Here is a 24372-nt window from a genome sequence, read left to right as displayed (position 1 = left end):
TGGTGGGGAAAGCGCCGGTCGTTCCGGATCACGGACGACGCAGCGCGTCGGCCGCCGCGGTCGCGGCAGGGCCGGCCGCCAGCTCGGTCTCCAGCAGCTGCTTACCGAGCAGCTCCGGGTCCGGGAGCTCCATCGGGTATTCACCGTCGAAGCAGGCGCGGCAGAGGTTCGGCTTGGCGATCGTCGTCGCCTCGACCATCGCGTCGAGCGAGATGTACGAGAGCGAGTCGGCACCCATCGAGGTGGCGATCTCGTCGACCGTCATGCCGTTGGCGATCAGCTCGGCGCGGGTCGCGAAGTCGATGCCGAAGAAGCAGGGCCACTTGACCGGCGGGGAGGAGATCCGGATGTGGATCTCGGCCGCACCGGCCTCGCGGAGCATCCGGACCAGTGCGCGCTGGGTGTTGCCGCGGACGATCGAGTCGTCGACGACCACCAGGCGCTTGCCCTTGATGACTTCCTTGAGCGGGTTCAGCTTCAGCCGGATGCCCAGCTGGCGGATGGTCTGCGACGGCTGGATGAAGGTCCGGCCGACGTACGCGTTCTTGACGAGTCCGGCGCCGAACGGGATTCCGCTGGCTTCGGCGTATCCGATCGCGGCGGGAGTGCCGGATTCCGGAGTCGCTATGACCAGATCCGCCTCGACGGGAGCCTCGGCGGCCAGCTTCCGGCCCATCTCCACACGGGAGAGGTAGACGTTCCGCCCGGCGATGTCGGTGTCGGGGCGGGCCAGGTAGACGTACTCGAAGACACAGCCCTTGGGCTTCGCTTCCGCGAAGCGGGAGGTGCGCAGGCCGTTCTCGTCGATGGCGATCAGCTCGCCCGGCTCGACCTCACGGACGTAGCTCGCGCCGCAGATGTCCAGGGCGGCGGACTCGGAGGCCACCACCCAGCCACGCTCCAGACGCCCGAGGACCAGCGGGCGGATGCCCTGCGGGTCGCGGGCGGCGTACAGCGTGTGCTCGTCCATGAAGACGAGCGAGAAGGCGCCCTTCACCTCGGGAAGCACCTTGGTGGCGGCTTCCTCGATGGTGAGCGGCTTGTCGTCGTCATCGGTCTGGCCGGCGAGCAGCGCGGTCACGAGATCGGTGTCGTTGGTCGCGGCGACCTGGGTGGCGCGACCGTCCCTGCGGGGGAGGTCGGCGACCATCTCGGCGAGCTGGGCCGTATTGACCAGGTTGCCGTTGTGACCCAGGGCGATCGAGCCGTGCGCGGTGGCACGGAACGTCGGCTGCGCGTTCTCCCACACCGAGGCACCGGTGGTGGAGTAGCGGGCATGACCGACCGCGATATGGCCCTGGAGCGATCCCAGAGACGTTTCGTCGAAGACCTGCGAGACCAGTCCCATGTCCTTGAAGACCAGGATCTGGGACCCGTTGCTCACTGCGATGCCCGCGGACTCCTGTCCACGGTGCTGCAGGGCATACAGTCCGAAATAGGTGAGCTTGGCGACCTCTTCGCCCGGAGCCCAGACACCGAAGACGCCGCAAGCGTCCTGGGGGCCTTTCTCTCCGGGGAGCAGGTCGTGGTTGAGTCGTCCATCACCACGAGGCACACCACCGAGTGTAGGCGAGATCGACCACCGGTCCGAATTCGGTGCCTGCCGCGCAGGGGTTGTCGGGGCACTGCGGGCGTGCGCGAACACCGTTCCGGGTGAGCCCTCCGCGTACCCCCGGACGATCACTCCGAGTGATCACGGGCGAGCGACCGGTGGGGCCGTCTGAGCGCTTTGGGCGGCAGGCGCCCGGATTGGCGGCGGGTTACCGCTCGGTTCGAGCCATGGGCCGTACGGAGCTCGGGAGCCGTTGTCGTGGCACTCGGTGATCCGGGGGCCGACGACAGGAGCCACTGGCCGAACGCTCGTTTCGTGGCGAGCCTCACACTGCGGGACGGCCGGGAAGCGCTCGGGAGCGACGGGCGGAGGCGGATTCCGGAGATCCTGAAGGCGGCTCCGGTCGGCGGCAGTCCGGCGGACCGCGCATCCGGAGGTCCGGGGATCCATGGGGCGTGAACGGGTCCACTGTCCGGGGTTCGAGACCGGCATTGACAGGCGCATGGTCGCTTGGCAGGCTCCTGGGCCATGCAGCCCCTCGGTGATCACTCGGTCACGCTCGTGGAGCGCCGCCACGTCGATCTGGGACGTGTCGCGAGCGCCATCTGTCGCTGCGTCTAGCTTTCCGCGCGCCACCCGGCCACAAGGCCGCGTGAGTATGCGCCGCGTTCCCGCACCGCGCGCCTTTCTCGTCCCGCGCTCTCCGCTCTTCCCGCATTTCTCTCCCATGCCACCCGCCCCCGGTCCGTGCGCCCCGTCGTGCGCGTCCGGTACCTGACGGGTCCCTCCGCCCTGCCGTCATCCGCCGCCCGCGCGGCCCTGACAGGAGTCCTCATGCCTGCAGATCAGTCGAACACCAGTTCCCCCGAGGGTTCGTCCCCCTCCCTGACCCGGCGCGCCTTCGGCACGGCGGTCGGTGCCACCGCCGCCACCGCCGCCATCGGCCTCCCGGCCGCCGAGGCCGCCGCAGCCACCCCGGTGGCCACACCGCGGGAGCAGCCGTTCCGGGCGGCTCGCGGCAGGCACGCGCGGCGGCCGAACATCCTCTTCATCCTCGGCGACGACCTGGGCTGGGCCGATCTCTCCTCGTACGGCTCCCCCGACATCCGCACGCCGAACCTGGACCGGCTCGGTCGGCAGGGGGTGCGGTTCACGGACGCGTACTCCGGTTCCGCGACCTGCTCCCCCACCCGGTTCAGCCTCTACACCGGGCGCTACCCGGGACGGACGAAGGGCGGGCTCGCCGAGCCCATCGCGGACCGGTCGGTGGGGCTGGAGCCCACGCACCCGACGCTCGCCTCACTGCTGCGCGGTGCGGGCTACTCCACCGCGCTGATCGGCAAGTGGCACTGCGGGTATCTGCCTGACTACAGCCCCACGAAGTCCGGCTGGGACGAGTTCTTCGGGAACTTCGGCGGGGCGCTGGAGTACTACTCCAAGCTCGGGCTCGGCGGCGAGTACGACCTGTACGAGGGCGACGCCGAGTACAAGGACCTGCGCTACTACACCCGCATCCTGACCGAGCGCGCGAGCGAGTACGTCCAGCGCGACCACGACAAGCCGTGGCTGCTCAATCTGAACTTCACCACCCCGCACTGGCCGTGGATCGCGGACGGGGACACCGAGGAGAGCGCCGAGATCGTGCGGCGCATCAAGGCGGGCGACGGAAGCGCGCTGTGGCACGCCGACGGCGGCTCGCTCCAGAAGTACAAGGAGATGGTCGAGGACCTGGACCGCTCGGTCGGCGAGGTCCTGAAGGCCCTCGACCGGTCCGGTCAGGCGGAGGACACCCTGGTCTTCTTCGCCAGCGACAACGGGGGTGAGCGGTTCTCGTACAACTGGCCCCTCTCCGGCAACAAGGGCTCGCTCCAGGAGGGCGGCATCCGGGTCCCGGCCGTACTGCGCTGGCCGGCCCGGATCGACGCGCACCAGGTCAGCGACCTGCCGGTGTTCTCGCCCGACTGGACCGCGACGCTCCTGGAGCTCGGCGGGGCCAGGCCGGACCCCGCCTACCCCCTGGACGGCACCAGCCTCGCCGGATACCTGCTGCGGGACGAGGAGCCCGCGGAGCGGGACCTGTTCTGGCGGGTGCGCGGGGAGCGGGCGCTGCGACGCGGTGACTGGAAGTACTACCGGGGGAAGGCAGGCACCGACCAGCTGTTCAAGCTGGTCGACGACCAGCGGGAACAGGCGAACCGGGCCAAGGCCGAGCCGGAGCTGCTGGCCGAGCTGCGGGCGTCCTGGGAGCGGACGAACGCGGGACTGCTGCCGTATCCGACGGGCGGTGCGTGAGCGCCGGGCCCACAGGACCTACTTCTCCGTCCCGGGAGCGGAGGCGCCGAGTCCCTTGCCGTTCTCCGCGGTGAGGGACAGGGCGTGGTGATCGATCGCGTACGCCGTCTTCCCCCGGAGGACGGCGAGCATCGACCGCTCGACGTCCATCTCGGCCTGCGCGCACATCTTCCGGGTGGAGGCGAGCGGTCCGAAGCTGATCGACGAGCCGGCCACCGTCGCCTTGCCGTGGAAGCTGTTGCAGCCGAGGTTGCCCTCCACCGTGCCGTCCTTGCCGAAGGTGAGGCGGGGCGCCTTGTCCCGGGTGTCGGCGGACAGGGAGGTCGCGGTCTCGCCCTCGGTCAGGGTGGTGACCGTCCAGGTGGTGCCGGTGAGCGGGGCCGGGGGCTGGGACGTGAGGGTGATCGTGTCCCCGTCGGCCGTCGTCAGGGTGAGGGTCTTGTTGACCACGGCGGCGTCGAGCGGGCCGCTGAGCGCGCGGGACAGGGCGTTCTCGAAGTCCTGCACGTCCTTCTCGCACGCCATCTCGGTGGTGGTGCCGGGCCCGAGGGTCACGGTGTCGCCGTCGATGCGGGCATCGGCGGTGTAGTGGTTGCAGCCGAGGTTTCCGGTCGCCCGGCCCTTGGGGTCGATCTCGACATGGGCACCGGCCGGTGCGGTGGACCTCTTCCCGCCGACCGTCAGGGACTCGACGCTCCAACGGACGTCGGTGACGGGCAGGTCGGTCCGCACAGTGCCGCTGCCGTCGCCGTTCCCCGAGCCGGATCCTGCTCCGGAGCCCGACTCCGTACCGCAGGCGGCAAGGGTGAGGAGGGCCAGGACGCTGACAGCCATACGTTGTTTGTGCATGGCCATGGGACGGATCGAGTAGCCGATCCGGTTCCCCTCAGCCCATCAGCGGGAGCAGAGGGGACAGGTCGGCCCGCTCACCACTGGCGCCGACCTGCGCATCGTCGAGCGCCCGCGCCCACCGGGTACGGCCGGTGGCGAGCCGGATCCAGGTGAGCGGATCCGTCTCCACGACATTGGGCGGGGTACCGCGGGTGTGCTTGGGGCCACCGATGCACTGGACGACCGCGAAGGGCGGGACGCGCACCTCGACGGACCCGCCGGGCGCCTTGTCGGCGAGTGCGTCGGCGAGCAGCCGCGTGCACGCGGCGAGCGCCTGACGGTCGTACGGGATGTCGAGGCCGGTCGCCCGGTGGAGGTCGTCCGTGTGCACGACGAGCTCGACGGTACGGGTGACCAGGAAGTCGCCCAGCCGCATGGTGCCCGCCCGGGTCGTCACCAGCCGGTCGCCGGCCGCGGCGGGCACGAGCTCCCCGAACCTGGTGGCGGTCACTTCGTACAGCGCGTCGAGGTCGGGCCATTCCTCGGCCAGGGCCCGGGTGGCGTCGGCGATCCCGCCGGCCCGCCCGGCCGTGGAGAGCGGCCACTCCAGCAGGGTGAGTTCGGGCTTCGGTCCGCCGGCCGGTTCGGGCAGCTCCAGGCTGTCGCTGACCCGCCCGAGGGCCATCGTCATGTGCGCGGCAAGGTCCCGTACGGTCCACTCGCCCAACCGGGCAGGCAGGGCCAGCTGTTCGGGCGCGAGACTGCGGACGGCTTCCCGCACGTGGCCGAACTGGCCCAGGACCGCGGTCAGGGTCCTGGAGTAGTCGTACGCGCGCATGCGCTTCTTGGCCGGTGGCATGGAGCGAGACTAACCGGCACCTCCGACAACGCCGGCTGGTCGCCCCTGGGCCTGTCGTTCGGATCAGGCCCTTCGCTCAACTGCGGGCGAAGTCCGCCTTCTCGGGGAAGGTGACGCCGGTGCAGCCACGGCGTTCGGCCGCGTCGTCGACGTATGCCCGGAACAGTGCTTCCAGCCGGTCGGCGACTATTCGGTCGTACGGGTAGGCCACCCACATCACGTGCACGGCGGGCCGGCCCCCGCAGACGGAGGACGCCCACCAGATGCCGCTGGAGTCCGTGCCCGCGGTGCCCGGGGCAAGCTCGGCCGGCCCGAGAGTCTCGTTGCTCAGGAGCCCTCGCGTCCCGTCGCCGACGTACGTCTCGGTCTTCACCCACCAGGGGGAGTACTTCAGCACGTCCTGAAGGTTCTGCGGGTGGTCCGCGCTCTTCGCGTAACCCGGGAAGATCCTTCGGGTCTCCTTCTCCCCGACCGCCAGCACGCAGGCGTCATGGTCGCTGGCCCTGCCCGCAGGAGCGGCCAGCGCCCGGTCGGGAAGCTGTCCCCGGCCCTCCGTGGTCAGGAAGCGCCGGTACCAGGCGCAGGTTCCGCCCGTGCTCGCCGGGGCGCCGAGCTCCAGCTTCGGCTCGGCCAGCGTGGCGGGAAGCTCCGGGAGTTCCGCCTTGCACCCCGTCCGCCCGGCAGCCCGGTCCGCCGCCTGACGCGCCAGGCCGGCGAGCGTGCGGCGGTCCTCGGACGTGACGGGCTCGTCGTACTGGGCGACGGCGGTCGCCTCTATGGAGGAGACCGCGCCCCCCTTCTCGCACAACGCCCGGGCCGTCACCTTGTATTCGTCGTAGTCGCCCAGCCGGCCGTCTCCGAGCGGGTGAGGGAGCGCGTGGCGCACCACGACGGTCGGCTCGTCGTCCGTGTACGGGGAGCGGAAGGGCCGGTCGGACTCCTCGTCGATCTCGGTCTCGTCCTCTTCGGTCTCCACGGCGTCCGGGTCCACCGCGTGCCGGACGAGGGCCAGCGAGAAGTGCCCGTACGTCGTCCCCGGATCGCCGACCCGGTAGACGAAACAGCCGCTGGACCGCTCTTCGGTGTCGGCCTCGTGTTCGTCGGAGAGCTTGACCTTGTTGACACCGCCGCCGTTGAGCCCGAGGACGGGGTCGGGGTCGATGAGGCCGGCGCACGCCGCTGTGATGCGCTCACGGCTCTCGGACCGGTCGCGCAGGTCGATGAGCTCCAGGGCGAAGGCCCAGACACTGAGCCCGATGCCGGCGACGGCGAGCACGCACAGCAGTTTGTTGAAGGTGTTCCCCCAGGGCCCGCGGTCGGGCCATTCCCTTGCGGCGCCGTCCTGTTGCGCAGTTCCTCGCTCGTCCACCGTCGTCCCCCCGAACATCACAACGTGTAACGGTCGCCAAGCTATCAGCCGCTGCTGACAGCCTCGTCGGCGACGAACGCCTCGCCGTTGGCCGGGATGCCAAGCCCCCGCCAGGTGAAGGGAACCCCGCGGCCCACATCGAGGTCCGGGTGGTCCATCAGCTGGAAGTGCACATGCGGTTCGGTGGAGTTGCCCGAATTCCCGCACCGGGCGAGCAGCTGTCCCTCCCGTACGGTGTCCCCCGCCCTCACCTGGAGCGAGCCGCGCCGGAGATGGGCGTACACGGCGTACGTACCGTCGCCGAGGTCGAGCACGATGTGGTTGCCGACGATCCTGCCCGCGCCGGCCATGTCGCGTACGGACGCCTCGACCAGCATCAGATAGGCGAGCGCCGGGCCGGAGTTCCGGCTGAGGTGGTCGCGCTGCCCGTCGCTCGCGTGCACGACTGTGCCGTCCGCCACCGCGAGCAGCGGGGCGCCGAACGCGGGGAAGTCCTCGTTGCGGCGGACGACGGGCCACAGCCACCGGAACGGCGGGCGTACGGGGACGCCGTCACCCTCCGGTTCGGCGACGATGTCGATCGCGTACGTCTGTCCGTAGCCGTGCGTGCCGTGGCTGGGCACCTTGTCCGCCGGGCTGTTGAGCGCGGTCCAGCGGCCCGTCACCGGCGGACCGACCTCCACCGGCGGCCCCGCCTTCGCCAGGTCCGTACGGCTGCGGCGGCCCACGGTGAGACCGATGACGATCGCCAGGCCCGCGGGCACGAACGTCAGCCCGTAGGGGACGAGCGGATCCGCGAGGACGCTCACGAGCACCAGTGCGACGAAGACGATCCAGCAGCAGCGGTAGAGGATCATGACGGCTTTACGAACGGACATGACGCTTCCCCTCATCAGGTGTGGTGTGGGTGCCGGTCAGGGCCGGGCGGCCGTGAGGACCACCAGCAGCGGCACCACCCGGGCCGCCGGTACCTCGTAGCGCCCGCGTCCCGTGGTGTGCAGCCAGCCCGCGCCGGTCAGCAGGCGCAGGTGGTGGTAGATCTGACCGGTCGTGCCTGTCTCGTCCAGCTCGGCCAGCTCGGCAGCGGTACGCCGGCCGCCGAGGATCTCCCGGAGCAGCCGCAGCCGTACCGGATGGCCGAGCGCGGCCAGTGGTTCGGCGGCGTCCGCCCAGTCGGGGCGGTCCTCGTCCGAACCCAGGAGCCCTGCGGTGAGTGCGCCGTACTGCCACTCGTACTGCTCACCGGCCGGCAGCCGTACGGAGCCCGTGAACAGCACCCCGCCGTCGGCGGCGCCGTCGAGCCGGCCGAGCTGGTCCTTCAGCCCGGCCAGCGCCCAGAAGTCGCCGTCGCCCAGACTCGGCGTCCCGCCGCTGTCCGTCGCCTGCTCCAGCACCGCCAGTCGGCGTTCCAGCTCGGCGACCCGCTCCTCAAGCTCCACGACACGCACCTTACGTAATTACGTAATAATCATCAACAGGTACCGGGGGGAACACCGAAGCCCCTGTCCGGTCGACCGGACAGGGGCTTCGGTACAGGCGGAACTCAGGCGAACAGACCCTCCAGGGTCCCCTCGTGCGCCGTACGCAGCTCGCTCAGCGGAATGCTGAACTCGCCCTGGACCTCGATCTCCTCGCCGTCCACGACACCGATCCGGGTCACGGGCAGGCCCCGTGCACCGCACATGTCGTTGAAGCGGAGCTCCTCGCTGCGCGGGATCGAGACGATCGCGCGCCCGGCCGACTCGGAGAAGAGGAAGGTGAACGCGTCGAGGCCGTCCGGCACGACGAGCCGTGCACCCTTCCCACCGCGCAGGCAGGACTCGGTGACCGCCTGGATCAGGCCGCCGTCCGAGAGGTCGTGCGCCGCGTCGATCATGCCGTCGCGGGACGCCGAGATCAGGATCTCGCCGAGCAGCTTCTCGCGGCCCAGGTCGACCTTGGGCGGCATGCCGCCGAGGTGCTGGTGGATGACCTCGGACCAGGCCGAGCCACCGAACTCCTCGTGCGTGTCGCCCAGCAGGTAGAGGAGCTGGCCCTCTTCCGCGAAGGCGACCGGCGTACGCCGCGTGACGTCGTCGATCACACCGAGCACGGCCACGACCGGCGTCGGGTGGATCGCCGTCTCACCGGTCTGGTTGTACAGCGACACGTTGCCGCCGGTGACCGGGGTGCCGAGCTCCAGGCAGCCGTCCGCGAGACCACGGGTGGCCTCGGCGAACTGCCACATGACGTCCGGATCCTCGGGCGAACCGAAGTTCAGGCAGTCCGAGATCGCGAGCGGCTTGGCGCCGGACGCGGCAACATTGCGGTACGACTCCGCCAGCGCGAGCTGCGCACCCGTGTACGGGTCGAGCTTCGCGTACCGGCCGTTGCCGTCGGTCGCCATGGCCACGCCCAGGTTCGACTTCTCGTCGATCCGGACCATGCCCGCGTCCTCGGGCATCGCGAGCACGGTGTTGCCCTGCACGAACCGGTCGTACTGGTCCGTGATCCAGGACTTGGATGCCTGGTTCGGGGAGCCGACCAGCTTGAGGACCTGCTCCCGCAGCTCCGCGCCGTTTGCCGGACGAGCCAGCTTGCCGGCGTCGTCCGCCTGCAGCGCGTCCTGCCACGACGGACGGGCGAACGGGCGGTGGTACGTCGGGCCCTCGTGGGCCACCGACCGCGGCGGAACGTCCACGATCTGCTCGCCGTGCCAGAAGATCTCCAGCTGCGAACCCTCGGTCACCTCACCGATGACGGTGGCGATGACGTCCCACTTCTCGCAGATCTCCATGAAGCGGTCGACGTGCTGCGGCTCGACGATCGCACACATGCGCTCCTGCGACTCGCTCATGAGGATTTCCTCGGGCGAGAGGGAGGAGTCGCGCAGCGGAACCGTGTCCAGCTCGACGCGCATACCGCCGGAGCCCGCGGAGGCCAGCTCGCTCGTGGCGCAGGAGAGCCCGGCGCCGCCGAGGTCCTGGATGCCCGCGACGAGCTTCTCCTTGAAGATCTCCAGGGTGCACTCGATGAGGAGCTTCTCCTGGAACGGGTCGCCGACCTGGACGGCGGGGCGCTTGGTGGGCTTGGTGTCGTCGAAGGTCTCCGAAGCCAGCACGGAGACGCCGCCGATGCCGTCGCCGCCGGTGCGGGCGCCGTACAGGATCACCTTGTTGCCGGGCCCGGAAGCCTGGGCGAGGTGGATGTCCTCGTGCTTCATCACGCCGATGCAGCCGGCGTTGACGAGCGGGTTGCCCTGGTAGCAGGCGTCGAAGACGACCTCGCCGCCGATGTTCGGCAGGCCCAGACAGTTCCCGTAGCCGCCGATGCCCGCGACGATGCCCGGCAGGACCCGCCGGGTGTCGGGGTGGTCGGCCGCACCGAAGCGCAGCGGGTCGACGACCGCGACCGGGCGGGCACCCATGGCGAGGATGTCGCGGACGATGCCGCCGACGCCGGTGGCCGCGCCCTGGTAGGGCTCGATGTACGAGGGGTGGTTGTGCGACTCGACCTTGAAGGTGACCGCGTACCCCTGGCCGACGTCGACCACACCGGCGTTCTCGCCGATGCCGACGAGCATCGCGTCGTTCTCGGGGACCTTCTCGCCGAACTGCTTGAGGTGGACCTTGCTGCTCTTGTAGGAGCAGTGCTCGGACCACATCACGGAGTACATGGCGAGCTCGGCACCGGTGGGACGGCGGTCCAGGATCTCGCGGATCCGGGCGTACTCGTCCTCCTTGAGGCCGAGCTCCTTCCAGGGCTGTTCGGCGTCCGGGGTCTCGGCCGCGTGCTTGACCGTATCCAGGCTCATGCGTTGACCAGCTTCTTGATGATCGAGGTGAAGAATCCGAGACCGTCGGTGCGACCGGTTCCGATCAGCGGCTCAACGGCGTGCTCCGGGTGCGGCATCAGACCGACGACGTTGCCCGCGGCATTGGTGATGCCGGCGATGTCGCGCAGCGAACCGTTCGGGTTCACGTCCAGATAGCGGAACGCGACGCGGCCCTCGGCCTCCAGCTCGTCGAGCGTGCGCTCGTCGGCGGTGTACCGGCCGTCCACGTTCTTCAGAGGTACGGAGATCTCCTGGCCCGCGGAGTAGTCCGCGGTCCACGCGGTCTCCGCGTTCTCCACCTTCAGCTTCTGGTCACGGCAGATGAAGTGGAGGTGGTTGTTGCGCAGCATGGCGCCGGGCAGCAGATGCGCCTCGGTGAGGATCTGGAAGCCGTTGCAGATACCGAGGACCGGCATCCCCGCCTTCGCCTGCTCGATGATGGTCTCCATCACCGGCGAGAAACGGGAGATGGCTCCGGCCCGCAGATAGTCGCCGTAGGAGAAACCCCCCGCCAGGACCACGGCGTCGACCTGATGCAGGTCCTTGTCGCGGTGCCAGAGGGATACGGGTTCGGCGCCCGCGATCCGGACGGCCCGCAGGCTGTCCCGGTCGTCGAGGGTGCCGGGAAAAGTGACGACGCCGATACGAGCGGTCACTTCTCCTCCTCCACCTTCACGACGAAGTCCTCGATGACGGTGTTGGCGAGGAAGGTCTCGGCCATCTCGTTAATGCGGGCGAGGGCTGCGGCGTCGACCGGCCCCTCGACCTCGAGCTCGAAACGCTTTCCCTGACGTACGTCCGCGATTCCTTCGAAGCCGAGACGGGGCAGTGCGCGCTGCACAGCCTGTCCCTGCGGGTCGAGGATCTCCGGCTTGAGCATGACGTCGACTACGACGCGTGCCACTGGCACTCCCGGTGGTGTGGTGCGGCTGTGTCTCCGGGGGGTTCCCCAGACCCCCGCGGGTCCACTCAGCGTACCTGGCCAGAAATTCTACGCGGGTAGATATCGGACGGCGCAGATCACGCCGAGATATCGACCACGACAACATGCGGGGAAAGTCCTGGAAAAATAATCCTCACCGGATTGCATGCGGACACGCTGAAGCAATTGCCTGGGCTTCACAATGCGGTGCCCGTCGCTGTACAAATGATTACCAGGGGAAAGTGGCATCACCCCCGGAACAGTCGACACCAGTCGATCCGCATCCGCCTAACGGCCGGAAGGCCGGCATCACCGCATGTCAGACGCGGCGATGCCGTAGGAAAGGACCGATATCCGTGGCTCAGCGCGTAGTGGTTACGCTCTCCGACGACATCGACGGGGGAACAGCGGCGGAAACGGTCACCTTCGCCCTGGACGGGAAGTCGTACGAGATCGACCTCAATCCCGCCAACGCAAAGAAACTGCGCAAGACGCTGGCGCCGTACATGGCAGCGGGGCGGAAGCAGACAAATGCCGGCAAGCACGGCAAGGCTCCCGTCTCGTACCACCACACGTCGCTCGCCCCCGATCCGGCGGCGGTCCGCGCCTGGGCCCGGTCGCACCGGATGGAGGTGCCGGCCCGGGGCCGCATCCCCAAGAAGGTCTACGAGGCGTTCCACGCCGCCAGTTGAGAGACGCCGCCGCGGAAGCCCTCTCACGGCACCCGCTCCGGACTCTCCTCGCGACACCGACGGGGAGCCGACTTGCGCGACACCCCTGCAGGTCGGCTAGAGTCTGGAGCACGCCGAGGGGCGAGGCCGAAAGGCCGGATCCCGAGCCGCGTGCGGGTGTAGTTCAGTAGTAGAACATCCCCCTTCCAGGGGGAAGGCGCAGTGTGCAATTCCTGTCACCCGCTCTGCATCACACTGTCTGACCACTTAGTGGATCAGGTAGAGTGGTGAGCGCTCCACCGGTGAAAGCCGAGTGGTAGCAATGCGGACGTAGCTCAGTTGGTAGAGCGCAACCTTGCCAAGGTTGAGGTCGCCAGTTCGAACCTGGTCGTCCGCTCTTGATCAAAGGCCCTGATCGATATCGATCAGGGCCTTTGTCGTATCCCCACCTCGGCCTTTCCCTGCCATTCCCTTCGCTGCCTTTCTTCTCTCGCCTGTTCCCCCTCGCCGTACCCCCTCTCTCTCCTTCCCTTGCCGTCCTTCGCTCGCGGCGGTGGCCGCTCTGCCGGGCCGGATGCGCCGGGGTGTGAGGGTCGCCACAGCGACGGCGGCCCTGAGCACCCGGCCGGGCCGGTCGCCCGGATCACTTCGCCGCGAGGGGAGCAGATGGGGTGATCGACTCCGCGAGGCGGCGGGCATCCGGCGGGCGGACCCGGCCCTCCACGCGCCTGACCGGCAACTCCCTCCCTCGAACGAAGAGTTGGGCACTGCTCCGGATCTTCGGAGGAGCTCGCCGCGAGGAGCCGCGACGCGGGAGGAACGCCAACGGCAGGCGGACGGGGGGCCGGTCACGAAGATCGCGTCCGGAGCGGGGCGAGGAAGGGCTGCGGCGGCCCCGCGGGGAGGCGGTGCCTCGTCATTCGGCCGTGCGTCTCACCGGGCATCGGGAGTGGGTATAGTAGGCATCGCGCTTCGGCGCAATGCGAACGTAGCTCAGCTGGTAGAGCGCAACCTTGCCAAGGTTGAGGTCGCGAGTTCGAACCTCGTCGTTCGCTCCACGCAAGAAGGCCCCGGTCCTCGTGACCGGGGCCTTCTTCGTATCTGACGTGACGCCAGGGAGTGTCCGCGAAGTCCCGTCGCCGGACGGGACTTCGCGGACACGGCTTAGGACCAGTTGGTGCCGGTCAGCAGCTCGTAGGCGTCGATGTACTTGGCGCGGGTGGCGTCAACGATCTGCTGGGGCAGGGCCGGAGGCGGCTGCTCGCTCTTGCGGTCCCAGCCGGAGGCCGGCGAGGTCAGCCAGTCGCGCACGAACTGCTTGTCGTACGAGGGCTGGGCCCTGCCGGGCTGCCACGTCGCGGCGGGCCAGAAGCGCGAGGAGTCGGGGGTCAGCACCTCGTCCCCGATGATCAGCTCGTCCTCGCCCTCGCTGTTGGCGGCGAAGCCGAACTCGAACTTCGTGTCGGCGAGGATGATCCCGCGCTCACGCGCGATGTCGCGGGCCCGGCCGTACACGTCGAGGGTCGTGCTCCGCAGCTGGGCGGCCGTCTGCGCGCCGACCTCCCGGACCACTTCCTCGTAACTCACGTTCTCGTCGTGGTCCCCGACGGCCGCCTTGGTGGCGGGCGTGAAGATCGGGCCCGGGAGCTCGGAACCGTCGACGAGGCCCTCGGGGAGGCTGATGCCGCAGACCGTGCGGGACGCCTCGTACTCGACGAGTCCCGAGCCGGTCAGATAGCCGCGTGCGACGCACTCGACGGGCGCCATCTTCAGGGACCTGCAGATCAGCGTCCGGCCGACCCAGTCCGCGGGGGCTCCGGCGGGGAGCTCCGTGGACAGGACGTGGTTCGGTACGAGATCGGCGAGCTGGTCGAACCACCACAGCGACAGCTGGGTGAGGACACGGCCCTTGTCCGGGATCTCGGTGGGCAGGACCCAGTCGTACGCGGACATACGGTCGCTGGCGACCATGACGAGGTCGCCCGCCTCGTTCCGGTACAGGTCGCGCACCTTGCCGGTGTGCAGGTGGGTGAGACCCGGAACCTGCACGGGCTCGGGCTTTTCTACGAAACCGGACACGCTGCCTCCGCGTAGGTTGATCCAGGAGTTGTCCGATTGTCCCGTATGGGGGCGGGGGCGCGGGGAGCGGGGCCTCCCAGCGCGTCCGGGGGCCTGCGCGGGAGTCGGTGCGGGGCGCTGCGGAAGTCGGCGAGGGCCTGTGCCAGGGCGGCGCGGCGGGGCTTACGGGTTCAGTCGCGCTTGCAGATGCGGTCGAGGAGGTTGGCCGTGGCGCGCTGGATGCGGGCGTCCACATGGCCGGGGCGGTCCAGGGCCGGGGACCAGGCGAAGGTGCCGGAGGCGAAGACGAGGGCGCCGGACGGCGCGCGGTACAGGGACGTTTCCTGGTGACGCGTGACCCCGTCGCTGTCCCGGTACGGCGAGTGGGCGAGCAGGATGCGGTTCTCGTGCTCGGGGAGCGTGGTGCGCGGGAAGTAGCGGTCGGCCTCGCCCGCCACCAGCCCGTCGATCTCGTCGCCGTCGGTGGCGCCGCTCGCGTCCCAGAGCCAGTGCTCCGCGTTCCGCACGACCAGCGGGTGGGGTTCGGGGACCCGTCCCGCGTACTGGATGCCGAGGAGCTGCTGTTCGGCGCGGTCGACCTCGCGCCACAGGGCCGGCTTTCCCGGCCCCCTGCGCTTGCGGCAGGTGAGCAGACGGTCCGGGACACCGGAGGCGGACGGGGAGAGCCCGACCTGCCAATACATGGTGTTGGCGGAGAGGAAGACGAGCGAGGTGCCGGTGTCGCGGGCGCGCTCGGCGGTACGGCGCATCGGCACCGACCAGTACTCGTCGTGGCCGGGGAAGACCAGGCCCCGGTAGCGGCTGGGGTCGACGCGGCCCGCGTGCAGATCGCGGGCGTCGGCGTAGGCCAGGTCGTAGCCGTACCGCTCGGCCCAGCGGATGAAGTCGTAGGCGTGCCCGACGTGGAGGGGCAGTCCCGCGCCCGCGTACGGACGGTCGAAGGAGATGGTGGCGGCGGCGTCCTCCTCGCCGAGCAGCCGTCCCTGTTCGTCCCAGGCGTGGTAGAGGCTGGCGCCGGTGCGGCCGTCCTCCGGATAGAGGTTGTACGCCTGCCACGTGATGTCCGGGAGCAGGAGGAGCAGATCGGCCGGGTGGTCGTCGCGGACCGTGAAGGGGATGTGGGAGCGGTAGCCGTCGGCGGTCGTGAGGACGGCCACGTACGCGCCGACGGACCAGTACGTGGGAATCTGCAGCCGCCAGGAGAGCCACCAGTGGTGGCAGGAGACCGTGCGGTCCGCGGCCAGCGGGGCGGGCTGGACGATGCCGGAGAGCCGGGGGCTCGTGGTGATCTTGGCGGCGCCGTCGCCTCCGTAATGACCGATCCGGTAGACGTCGACGGAGAACTGCTGCGGCGGGTCCACGGTGATGTGGAAGTCGATCGCCTCGCCGGGAGCCGCGGCACCGGGCGAGACGAAGCCCTTGATCTGCCGGTGCACGTCGTCGGCGGTACGCGTACCGCCACCGGTGCCGCCGCGGCCGAGTTCGGGGTCCGCGTACCAGGGGACGACCTGGCCGGTGTCGTCGAAGTAGTTCTCACTGCCGCGCAGCCAGGGCAGGGGGCCCTGCCCGAAGGGATCGCTCACGGCATGCGCGAGTGCACCCGACTCCCATCGCCGGATCTGCTCCGCTCCCATACCGCTCCCCTCCCTCGAGTCCCCCGGACAACTCTGGCGCGCCGGATGTCAGCGCCGATCCCCAGCACATCACATAACGCATGCAGTCCGTCACCGTTCGTCGCGAATTGACGTGAACGGAACCTGACCTTCCGGGTATTGGGACCGTGGAGCCCCGCCGTACCCGGCCGCTCCGGGGCGGGCGCGGACCGCTGCCGTATACGGCGGACGGGAGTGCCGGTGAGGGAGTGGCGGTCACGGTCGGCGTGCGGGCGGTGGGCGCGGCCGGGTCGGGGTCGAGTCGGCCCCCGCCCCGGCGCCGGTCACACGAGACGGACGGGCTTGTCCGTGCGGACTCCCACCTCGGAGAGCCACCTGCGCAGCGGCTCCGGGTCGCCGTCCTCGACCAGGCCGAGGACGGGGCCGCCCAGGTCGGCCCGGCGCTCCCCGTCGACGAGCAGGACGGGTCCGTCGAGCCAGTCGAGCCCGGGGGCCGCGCCCGCCGTGTCGACGGCGGCGCAGCAGACCATGGCCACCACATGGTCGGCGAGCAGCTCCGTACCCGTGCGGGGCGGCTGGAGCGGGAAGAGCGGGAGCGGGTCGGAGCCCCAGAAGTCGACGGGGTCGGTGCCCGTGCCGCTCTTCGCGGAGTCCTTGCCGGTCGTCGGCCGCGGGGTCCGTGCCTCCTCGCGGGCCACCGCCGCGCCGATCGCCGCCGCGAGCTCCTCGCCGCCGGCGGGCGAAGCGGTGAGGTGGCCGATGACGCGGGCCAGCGTGGGGACCGCCGGGTCGGCGGCGTCGATCGTGGCCGTGGGCGGCACACCCATGGAGTCGAGGACCCGGTGGAGACGGGCGGCCTCGGCGCGCCACTTCCGGTCGACGACCTCTTCCGGATACTGCTGCCAGTCGACCGGGGACCAGTCGGGGCCGTTCTCCGCGGGCCCGCCGTGGAAGAGCCGGGCGGCCAGCAGCGAGGCCGCCTCATCGGCCGCGCCGGGCTCTTCGAGAAGGTCGCAGGCGGGCCGTTCGCCGAGCCGGGAGGTGAAGCCGTCCGCCAGCCGGTCCCTACGGGACAGCTCGGTCAGGGCGGAGACGACGCCCGCGTCGAGCCGCGACGGCCAGCGGCCCATCTGCCAGGCGGGCAGCGCGACCCGGGTCAGCAGCCGGTCCCAGCCCGCGTAGGCGAGACCGACCTGTTCCTGGGCGACGATCCGCAGACCGTAATCCACGCCCTGGGCCCGCATCGACGCGGCGGAGGCGACGCACCGCTCCATCTCGGCGGCGTGCTCACGGCAGCTGCGCAGCAGGATCCGGGCGACCCAGCCGACGAACGCGAGCGGCAGTCCGCGTATCGCGCCCTGTCCGGGCGCGGCGGCGTCGGCGACGGCGGCGTCGAGCCCGCGGACGAAACGGCGGGCGGCGGCTATGTCCGGCTGCGCGGAGGAGCCCGTGCCGGCGACGACCGGCGCGAGGACGGCCCGCAGCTCGGCGACGCGCATCCACCAGAGGAAGGGGGAGCCGATGACGAGGACAGGGGCGGCCTGCACCCGCCGGCGCGGCCGGCCGGTCACGAGACCCTTGGCCGCGGACGCGGCGGCCTGCTGTGCGGAGGGGTGCGTACGGTCCTCCAGCCAGCTGTCGCAGTCCGGGGTCAGCGCTATGGCGGACGGAGCCGGCACGTCGAGCCGCTCGGCCAGATCCCTGACCAGGCGATAGAGGTCGGGGGCGGACTCCTCCGTGACGGCCACGGTGGGACTGACCGCCGGCCTCGCCCTGGCGACCGCGAAGGCGACGGCGGCGGCGACCAGGAGCACGACGAGCGCGCAGGCCGTCACCGTCCAGCGCACGGTGTCCCAGACGCTGCCGCTGATACGGCCCTGGAGCGCCGCGGCCAGCAGCACGACGGCCACGGCCGCCGGCAGGATCGCCACGGCCACCGCTCTGCTGCGGATGCGCAGCAGTGCGAGAGCTCGGGCACGCGCAGCCAGCACGCCCAGCTCCTCACCCAACCCGGTACCGGACACGGCCGGATGTCACCCCCTCTGCCCCCGCGACGGTGTTGCTCACTCCCCCACTGTGGCACCCGTCACTGACATCGCAATGCCGGTGGGCCAAGTGCCGGAACGCTTGCGCCGCACCCTAGTTGGGACCTCGGGTGGCGTCATCCGGATGGCGGAGTCGTCACCCGATGGAATGGCTTTGGCTAAAGCTGCTGACGCGCCGGTTCTCATGAGTTCGCTGTTCTCCGTTGCATGCGGCGGCACGCGCGCCGCACACCCCGGCGCACAGGAGGCGTACGACGGCAGAGATCCGGACACAGCCGTGCCCGGCACCTCCGTGGAGGTGCCGGGCACGGTGCGGCCGTGTGGCGCGGGCGGGGCGGTTCAGGCCCCGGCGGCCTTCAGGGCGATGTCCGTACGGTGCTGCGAGCCGTCCAGGCGGATACGGCCGAGGGCCGTGTAGGCACGGTCCCGGGCCTGGGACAGGTCCTTGCCGGTCGCGGTCACCGAGAGCACGCGGCCCCCGGCGCTGACGACCGTGTCGCCGTCCTGCCTGGTCCCGGCGTGCAGGACGAACGCGTGCGGGGCATCCTGCGCCGCGACGTCCGCGAGACCGTCGATCGGGTCGCCGGTGCGGGGCGTCCCGGGGTAGTTGTGCGAGGCGATGACCACGGTGACGGCGGCGTCGTCGCGCCATTTCAGCGGCGGTACGAGGTCCAGGGTGCCGTTCGCGGACGCGAGGAGGACACCGGCCAGCGGGGTCTTCAGCCGGGCCAGGACGACCTGGGTCTCGGGGTCGCCGAAGCGGGCGTTGAACTCGATGACCCGGACGCCGCGCGAGGTGATCGCGAGGCCCGCGTACAGCAGCCCGGAGAACGGGGTGCCGCGGCGGCGGAGCTCGTCCACGGTCGGCTGGAGGACGCTCTGCATGACCTCGTCGACCAGCTTCGGGTCGGCCCAGGGAAGGGGCGAGTACGCGCCCATGCCGCCGGTGTTCGGGCCCTCGTCGTTGTCGAGGGCGCGCTTGAAGTCCTGGGCGGGCTGGAGCGGCACCACGGTGGTGCCGTCGGTGATCGCGAAGAGGCTGACCTCGGGGCCGTCGAGGAACTCCTCGATGACCACGCGCTCGCAGGCGAGTGCGTGGGTGCGTGCCTCTTCGACGTCGTCGGTGACGACGACACCCTTGCCGGCCGCCAGACCGTCGTCCTTGACGACGTACGGGGCGCCGAAGGCGTCGAGGGCCGCGTCGATCTCGGCGGGGGTGGTGCAGACGTAGCTGCGGGCGGTCGGGACGTTGGCGCCGGCCATGACGTCCTTGGCGAACGCCTTGGACCCCTCCAGTTCGGCCGCCTCGCGCGAGGGGCCGAAGCAGGGGATGCCGGCGGCGCGCACGGAGTCGGCGACTCCGGCGACAAGCGGTGCCTCCGGGCCGACGACCACCAACTCGGCGCCCAGTTCGGTGGCGAGGCGCGCGACGGCATCGCCGTCGAGCGCGTCGACCGGGTGCAGTTCGGCCACCTCTGCGATGCCGGCGTTGCCGGGAGCGCAGTACAGAGCGGTGACGTCGGAGTCGAGGGAGAGAGAGCGGCACAGGGCGTGTTCGCGGGCGCCGCCGCCGATGACGAGGACCTTCACGGGGTGCAGCCTAGCCGCCGGGGGCAGGGGGGCTTGACGGGCTCCGCCCCGTGGACACGGCTGAGGGCCGGTACGCCGGACGGGGTGAGGCCCGGGGGACGACGCCCGAGCCCCGGGGCCACGTGCCCGTGCGCACGGCTGCTCGTGGGTCGGGGCCGGTGCCCACGCCTCGTACGCGGAGCCCGAAACCATGCCTCGTACGCGCGGCCCGTGCGGGCTCGGGATCCGTGCGGGCCCACGGCTCGTGTGTCAGCGCGGCCGGTGCGGGCCCACGGCTCGTCTGTCAGCGCGGCCGGTGCGGGCTCACTGCTCGTTGATGAACTCCTCCACGACCGTGGCGCCCAGTTCGCGGACGATCAGGTCGTGACCGGAGAGTGCCGAGTCGACGAGATCCGGATCGTCGGCCTCCGGAGTGTCGTCCTCCGGCGCCACGGAACGCGGCGGCTCGGGAGCGTACTGGGGCTGCGGCGCCGACTCCGCGCCCGGACCACCGGAACCGTGGGACTGCGGCGCATAGCCGGAGGGCGGGGACTGCGTCGGCTGCTGTCCCTGCTGGTTCGCCTGCTGCCCCTGGTGCCCCTGCTGCGGGGCCGGGGGTTCGTACGACTGCGGCGCGGGCGCGGGCTGGTAGGGGGCCACTGCGGGACCTCCGCCCGGCGGGCGTCCGCCGCCCGACTGCGGCGGCTGGCCGGTGCCGCCCGAGGGGTCGACGACCGCTTCGACCTTCCACTGGGCGTTGAACCGCTCGGCGAGTGCCTGCTTCAGCACCTCCTCGCTGCCGCTGGTCGCGAAGTTGTCGCGGGCACCCGCGTTGAGGAAACCGATCTGCAGGGTGGTCCCGTCGAAACCGGTGACCTGGGCGTTCTGGCTGAGCAGGATCCAGGTGAACCGGCGACGGTTCTTCACGGCCTCAAGGATGTCCGGCCACATGTTCCGCACCTGGGCGGCGCCCTGCACCATGCCCTGGCCCGGCTCGGGAGCCGCGGGCGCGGCTGCCACGGGCGCGGCCTGGACCGGGGCCGGGGGCGCGGCCTGCGCGGGCGGGGTCCGGCCGGGGACGGACGCGGTCGGCCAGCCGCCGGGACGGCGTCCCGCATCGGCTCCGCCCGCGCCGGGCCACGCTCCGGGCCGCTGCCCTGCGGGCGGCTCGGCCGGGGGCTGCTGAGCGGGGGCTTCGGGAGCCACGGGGGCCGCGGGAGCGGACTGGGCCTGGGCCGCGGCGGGCTGCGGAGCCGGAGCGGCGACGGGCGGCGCGGCGGGGGCCTCGCCCCGTACCGCCGCACGCGCGGCAGCGGGACCGCCCTCGGGGTGTCCGGCGGGCTGTACGGCGGCGGGCGGCGCGACCTGAGTCATGGCGTGGGCCTCCGGCCCCGGCACGTACCCCATGGCGGGGCCGGACCCGGCGGTCGCGAAGGAGGCACCGCGCTCCAGCCGGTCCAGCCTGGCCTGGAGCGAACGCTCGTCGTCGAAGGCGGCGGGCAGCAGGACCCGGGCGCAGATCAGCTCCACCTGGAGCCGGGGGGAGGTCGCCCCGCGCATCTCCGTGAGCCCCTCGTTGACCAGGTCGGCGGCGCGGCTCAGCTCAGCGGCACCGAAGACCGAAGCCTGGGCCTGCATCCGCTCGACCACATCGGCGGGGGCGTCGATGAGTCCCTTGTCACCCGCGTCCGGCACGGCGGCCAGGATCACCAGGTCGCGCAGCCGCTCCAGGAGGTCGGCGACGAAGCGTCGCGGATCGTTCCCTCCCTCGATCACGCGGTCCACGACCTCGAAGGCCGCGGCTCCGTCCCCTGCCGCGAAGGCGTCCACGACGGAGTCCAGCAGGGACCCGTCCGTGTATCCGAGGAGCGAGGTCGCCATGGCGTATGTCACACCCTCGTCGCCGGCTCCGGCCAGCAACTGGTCCATGACCGACATCGAGTCACGCACGGAGCCCGCACCGGCCCGGACGACCAGGGGCAGCACGCCGTCCTCGACGTAGCTGTTCTCCTTGCCGCACACCTCGGCGAGATATCCGCGCAGCGTCCCCGGGGGGACCAGCCGGAACGGATAGTGGTGCGTACGCGACCGGATCGTGCCGATGACCTTCTCGGGCTCGGTGGTCGCGAAGATGAACTTGAGATGCTCCGGCGGCTCCTCGACCACCTTCAGCAGGGCGTTGAACCCTGCCGGGGTGACCATGTGCGCCTCATCGATGATGTAGATCTTGTAACGACTCGACGCGGGCCCGAAGAACGCCTTTTCCCGCAGGTCACGGGCGTCGTCCACGCCTCCGTGCGATGCGGCGTCGATCTCGATCACATCGATCGAACCCGGCCCGTTGCGCGCCAGGTCCTGGCAGGACTGGCACTCCCCGCACGGCGTCGGCGTCGGCCCCTGCTCGCAGTTCAGACAGCGGGCGAGGATGCGTGCGCTGGTCGTCTTTCCACAGCCGCGCGGCCCACTGAACAGGTACGCGTGATTGACCCGGTTGTTCCGCAGGGCCTGCTGGAGAGGGTCAGTGACATGCTCCTGACCGATGACCTCGGCGAACGACTCGGGGCGATAGCGGCGGTACAGCGCAAGGGACGACACACCTACGAGGTTATCGGGGCGGACTGACAACCGGCCCCGCACCGGGCACACCACCGGCCCGGCAAGCCCCCGGAAACGCAAGGGCCCCCCACGCACCCGCCAGAGCCAACCTACCCTTGCTGCCTTCCGGCCCTGGGGGAGTTCAGTCAGATAGCGCCACGTGAGGGGCTGACGCCCACCTTAGCCGATCCCTGCCCCCCGAAGTCCACCTGTCCGGATCCTCGGGGACCCCCCGGATGGATCTCCGAGGGTCTCCGGGGGAACGGGTTCGCGAGCACTCCTCAACGTCTTGTATTGTTTGCCCCGGAGGATTCGCCTAGTGGCCTAGGGCGCACGCTTGGAAAGCGTGTTGGGGGCAACCCCTCACGAGTTCGAATCTCGTATCCTCCGCCATTGCTCTCACCGGGCAATACGTCGAAGGGCCCCGCAGCTTGCTGCGGGGCCCTTCGACGTTGGTGGTTGCAGTTTTGGTTGCAGTTCGTGTGGCGGCCCAGCCTGGACCCGCCAGACGGTCCACTACCGGCGCCTAGGCATCCCTCGCAACTTCGACCGGCTTTGTCGGTGGTGAGTGGTAAGTCTGTTCTCCTACCGATCGGCTTCTCGGGTGAAGGGGCGGACAGCCATGGCGGGGGAGAGCTACGTCGACCACGAGGTCCTCAAGGCGTACGCGAAGAACAAGGTGAACGTGCCGAAGGAGGAGGCGAAGGAACGCCGCCGCCAGGTGAACTACCTGCGGGAGCGGCTGGAGGACTACATCGCAGCCCACCCAGACTTCGACCTCGTGAAGCTCCGCGCATCCGGCAGCACGGCCAAGCACACAGCGATCCGTCGCAGGCGCGGCACAGGGTCTGACGCGGATGTCGCCGCGTACCTGCGCGTCGGCGATCCCGCCATCGACGTCTCGACGGCACTAGCCTGGCTGGAGAAGCGTTGCAAAGAGGTCTATGGCAAGACGAAGGTTGCGGAGGACTTCAAGCTCTCCGACCACGCTGTCGGTATCACGATGCGGGGCTCCGGCTTGAAGATCGACGTGGTGCCGGTGCTCTACACCGGCGAGCCGGACGACCAGGGCTACCTGGTCACCAGTGGCGGCATCAAGGTACTCACCTCGGTCACGCTGCACCTGCGCTTCATCGAAAAGCGCAAGGGGGAGGCCGGCGACGGCTACCGGGAGCTTATCCGCCTGCTGAAGGGATGGGTCCGGGAGAGCAAGGAGGGCGATCCGCAGCTGCGCTGCAAGTCCTTCCTGATTGAACTCTTGGTCGCGCACCTCTGGGACGTCGGCTGGAACGGACAGCCGCTGCAGGTTGACGACTATCCGCAGGCGATCGAGCAGGTCCTCTCCTACATCGTCCGCACCGGCCTGAAGACACCGATCGCCTTCACCGACTACTACACGGCCGACGAGGTGAGCGCGACGACAGACCCTATCCAGGTCTGGGACCCGGTCAATCCGGAAAATAACGTCGCTCGCGGCTACACCGAGTTCGACCGCCAGCGGTTGGTCAACCACGCCAAGACGACCCTCGACACGCTCACGACGGCCGCCTACGCGACCACGAAGAGTGAGGCGCTCGACCTTTGGCGCGAGCTGTTCGGCCCCACCTTCCCGGGAGAGTGACCATGACCGGCTCGTACTCCAGATCCGCTTCCGGCTCGTTCACGATCACCGATGCCCGCTACGTCGGAGGCAGAGTCGCCGCGGACCTGCGCCTGCTGTACAACCTCTACGGCGAGCCCTCCCTCGAGAGAATCGAGAAGTTCGCCGAGGAGGTCGCCCTGCTCCTGCGCGACGGCTATCTCGACACCGTCGACTACGGCTTCCGCGACACGGCAACCAACGCCTGGAAGTTCCGCCTGCGCTATAAGGCCACGGCCGGCGGCCAGCTCATCGACTCCCGGCCAGGCAGCTTCCCTGACGCGGTCGACCTCACCGGCTACACCTTTCATAGCTTCCTGGACTACAGCTCTGCCTTCTGGCTCCTGACCAGCAGCCAGAAGGCCGGGGTCAAGGAGGCCCTGCCGATCTCCCGGACGACCGGCACCGCCCCGAGTGCCGTCGCGGGCACCGGCACCACGGGGCACGGCTACGCCCGCAACGGCACTGGAGTCTCACGCGACGTCTACGTCGCTTACTAGTCCGAAGCCTTTGAGCAGGAGG

The 24372-nt window shown here is 70.4% G+C and carries 19 protein-coding genes, 4 tRNA genes and 1 other RNA gene; 9 read left to right on the top strand and 15 right to left on the bottom strand.

The window, feature by feature from the left end:
• Nucleotides 1-28 precede the first annotated feature (28 nt).
• On the bottom strand, nt 29-1555 hold the full coding sequence (purF, locus tag OG230_RS18930) for an amidophosphoribosyltransferase (protein WP_328904909.1): 1527 nt from the start codon (nt 1553-1555) through the stop codon (nt 29-31).
• 525 nt (nt 1556-2080) lie between these two features.
• On the opposite strand from purF, the gene OG230_RS36405 reads away from it, so the two are divergent.
• Complete coding sequence (locus OG230_RS36405) at nt 2081-2173, top strand: putative leader peptide (protein WP_443051335.1); 93 nt, start codon at nt 2081-2083, stop codon at nt 2171-2173.
• A 213-nt stretch (nt 2174-2386) separates the two neighbouring features.
• Complete coding sequence (locus tag OG230_RS18925; protein ID WP_328904908.1) at nt 2387-3844, top strand: sulfatase-like hydrolase/transferase; 1458 nt, start codon at nt 2387-2389, stop codon at nt 3842-3844.
• Between the two features lie 18 nt (nt 3845-3862).
• Here OG230_RS18925 and OG230_RS18920 read toward each other — a convergent pair whose 3' ends face one another.
• The 8 genes from OG230_RS18920 to purS all read right to left on the bottom strand — a co-directional run bounded on the left by OG230_RS18920 (nt 3863) and on the right by purS (nt 11621).
• The gene (locus OG230_RS18920; protein WP_328904907.1) at nt 3863-4693 is read right to left on the bottom strand and encodes an META domain-containing protein; all 831 of its coding nucleotides are present in this window, start codon (nt 4691-4693) and stop codon (nt 3863-3865) included.
• 37 nt (nt 4694-4730) lie between these two features.
• The gene (locus OG230_RS18915) at nt 4731-5534 is read right to left on the bottom strand and encodes a maleylpyruvate isomerase family mycothiol-dependent enzyme (RefSeq protein WP_328904906.1); all 804 of its coding nucleotides are present in this window, start codon (nt 5532-5534) and stop codon (nt 4731-4733) included.
• Between the two features lie 76 nt (nt 5535-5610).
• Nucleotides 5611-6810: a hypothetical protein gene (locus OG230_RS18910; protein WP_328904905.1), complete on the bottom strand. Its 1200-nt coding sequence runs from the start codon at nt 6808-6810 to the stop codon at nt 5611-5613.
• 137 nt (nt 6811-6947) lie between these two features.
• The gene (locus tag OG230_RS18905) at nt 6948-7781 is read right to left on the bottom strand and encodes a M23 family metallopeptidase (RefSeq protein ID WP_328904904.1); all 834 of its coding nucleotides are present in this window, start codon (nt 7779-7781) and stop codon (nt 6948-6950) included.
• A 36-nt stretch (nt 7782-7817) separates the two neighbouring features.
• Nucleotides 7818-8342: an ArsR/SmtB family transcription factor gene (locus OG230_RS18900; protein WP_328904903.1), complete on the bottom strand. Its 525-nt coding sequence runs from the start codon at nt 8340-8342 to the stop codon at nt 7818-7820.
• A 104-nt stretch (nt 8343-8446) separates the two neighbouring features.
• Nucleotides 8447-10696: a phosphoribosylformylglycinamidine synthase subunit PurL gene (purL, locus tag OG230_RS18895; protein ID WP_328904902.1), complete on the bottom strand. Its 2250-nt coding sequence runs from the start codon at nt 10694-10696 to the stop codon at nt 8447-8449.
• On the bottom strand, nt 10693-11373 hold the full coding sequence (gene purQ, locus OG230_RS18890; protein WP_328904901.1) for a phosphoribosylformylglycinamidine synthase subunit PurQ: 681 nt from the start codon (nt 11371-11373) through the stop codon (nt 10693-10695). The genes purL and purQ overlap by 4 nt, the downstream gene beginning before the upstream one ends.
• Nucleotides 11370-11621 (bottom strand): phosphoribosylformylglycinamidine synthase subunit PurS, encoded by a 252-nt coding sequence (gene purS / locus OG230_RS18885; protein ID WP_145798409.1) that lies wholly within the window; start codon nt 11619-11621, stop codon nt 11370-11372. The genes purQ and purS overlap by 4 nt, the downstream gene beginning before the upstream one ends.
• Before the next feature lie 374 nt (nt 11622-11995).
• On the opposite strand from purS, the gene OG230_RS18880 reads away from it, so the two are divergent.
• From OG230_RS18880 to OG230_RS18865, 4 genes are all read left to right on the top strand, one after another.
• Nucleotides 11996-12331: a histone-like nucleoid-structuring protein Lsr2 gene (locus OG230_RS18880; protein WP_328904900.1), complete on the top strand. Its 336-nt coding sequence runs from the start codon at nt 11996-11998 to the stop codon at nt 12329-12331.
• 152 nt (nt 12332-12483) lie between these two features.
• A tRNA-Gly gene (locus OG230_RS18875) sits at nt 12484-12555 on the top strand.
• 79 nt (nt 12556-12634) lie between these two features.
• Nucleotides 12635-12707 (top strand) — tRNA-Gly (locus OG230_RS18870).
• Nucleotides 12708-13292: 585 nt separating this feature from the next.
• A tRNA-Gly gene (locus tag OG230_RS18865) sits at nt 13293-13368 on the top strand.
• 106 nt (nt 13369-13474) lie between these two features.
• Here OG230_RS18865 and OG230_RS18860 read toward each other — a convergent pair.
• From OG230_RS18860 to ffs, 6 genes are all read right to left on the bottom strand, one after another.
• A complete protein-coding gene (locus OG230_RS18860; protein ID WP_328904899.1) occupies nt 13475-14389 on the bottom strand; it encodes a phosphoribosylaminoimidazolesuccinocarboxamide synthase in 915 nt (304 codons plus the stop codon).
• A 170-nt stretch (nt 14390-14559) separates the two neighbouring features.
• Nucleotides 14560-16023, bottom strand: coding sequence for a N,N-dimethylformamidase beta subunit family domain-containing protein (locus tag OG230_RS18855; RefSeq protein ID WP_328904898.1), 1464 nt, complete (start codon nt 16021-16023; stop codon nt 14560-14562).
• A gap of 302 nt (nt 16024-16325) precedes the next feature.
• Nucleotides 16326-18026 carry a hypothetical protein gene (locus OG230_RS18850; RefSeq protein WP_328904897.1) on the bottom strand — a complete coding sequence of 567 codons (1701 nt, stop codon included), beginning with the start codon at nt 18024-18026 and terminating at the stop codon, nt 16326-16328.
• Nucleotides 18027-18386: 360 nt separating this feature from the next.
• Complete coding sequence (gene purD / locus OG230_RS18845) at nt 18387-19637, bottom strand: phosphoribosylamine--glycine ligase (RefSeq protein WP_328904896.1); 1251 nt, start codon at nt 19635-19637, stop codon at nt 18387-18389.
• Nucleotides 19638-19940: 303 nt separating this feature from the next.
• A complete protein-coding gene (locus OG230_RS18840) occupies nt 19941-22211 on the bottom strand; it encodes a DNA polymerase III subunit gamma and tau (protein ID WP_328904895.1) in 2271 nt (756 codons plus the stop codon).
• A gap of 77 nt (nt 22212-22288) precedes the next feature.
• Nucleotides 22289-22383, bottom strand: an RNA gene (gene ffs / locus OG230_RS18835) — signal recognition particle sRNA small type.
• A 133-nt stretch (nt 22384-22516) separates the two neighbouring features.
• Between ffs and OG230_RS18830 the strand changes: the two genes are divergently transcribed.
• The 3 genes from OG230_RS18830 to OG230_RS18820 all read left to right on the top strand — a co-directional run bounded on the left by OG230_RS18830 (nt 22517) and on the right by OG230_RS18820 (nt 24350).
• Nucleotides 22517-22604, top strand: a tRNA-Ser gene (locus OG230_RS18830).
• 229 nt (nt 22605-22833) lie between these two features.
• On the top strand, nt 22834-23832 hold the full coding sequence (locus tag OG230_RS18825; protein WP_328904894.1) for a CBASS oligonucleotide cyclase: 999 nt from the start codon (nt 22834-22836) through the stop codon (nt 23830-23832).
• Nucleotides 23833-23834: 2 nt separating this feature from the next.
• Nucleotides 23835-24350: an HORMA-1 domain-containing protein gene (locus tag OG230_RS18820; RefSeq protein ID WP_328904893.1), complete on the top strand. Its 516-nt coding sequence runs from the start codon at nt 23835-23837 to the stop codon at nt 24348-24350.
• The last annotated feature ends 22 nt before the right edge of the window (nt 24351-24372 follow it).

Source organism: Streptomyces sp. NBC_00234 (assembly GCF_036195325.1).
In the GTDB taxonomy this organism is placed as follows: Bacteria; Actinomycetota; Actinomycetes; order Streptomycetales; family Streptomycetaceae; genus Streptomyces.
Note: the sequence above shows the minus strand (reverse complement) of the source record. Positions and strands in the feature narration are given on the sequence as shown.

What these genes read in the sequence shown, in the direction of transcription:
- OG230_RS18820 (WP_328904893.1), top strand. Translation starts at nt 23,835, where the DNA reads ATGACCGGCTCGTACTCCAGATCCGCTTCCGGCTCGTTCACGATCACC.
- OG230_RS18915 (WP_328904906.1), bottom strand. Translation starts at nt 5,534, where the DNA reads ATGCCACCGGCCAAGAAGCGCATGCGCGCGTACGACTACTCCAGGACC.
- OG230_RS18825 (WP_328904894.1), top strand. Translation starts at nt 22,834, where the DNA reads ATGGCGGGGGAGAGCTACGTCGACCACGAGGTCCTCAAGGCGTACGCG.
- purL (WP_328904902.1), bottom strand. Translation starts at nt 10,696, where the DNA reads ATGAGCCTGGATACGGTCAAGCACGCGGCCGAGACCCCGGACGCCGAA.
- OG230_RS18855 (WP_328904898.1), bottom strand. Translation starts at nt 16,023, where the DNA reads ATGGGAGCGGAGCAGATCCGGCGATGGGAGTCGGGTGCACTCGCGCAT.
- OG230_RS18925 (WP_328904908.1), top strand. Translation starts at nt 2,387, where the DNA reads ATGCCTGCAGATCAGTCGAACACCAGTTCCCCCGAGGGTTCGTCCCCC.
- OG230_RS36405 (WP_443051335.1), top strand. Translation starts at nt 2,081, where the DNA reads ATGCAGCCCCTCGGTGATCACTCGGTCACGCTCGTGGAGCGCCGCCAC.
- OG230_RS18905 (WP_328904904.1), bottom strand. Translation starts at nt 7,781, where the DNA reads ATGTCCGTTCGTAAAGCCGTCATGATCCTCTACCGCTGCTGCTGGATC.
- OG230_RS18920 (WP_328904907.1), bottom strand. Translation starts at nt 4,693, where the DNA reads ATGCACAAACAACGTATGGCTGTCAGCGTCCTGGCCCTCCTCACCCTT.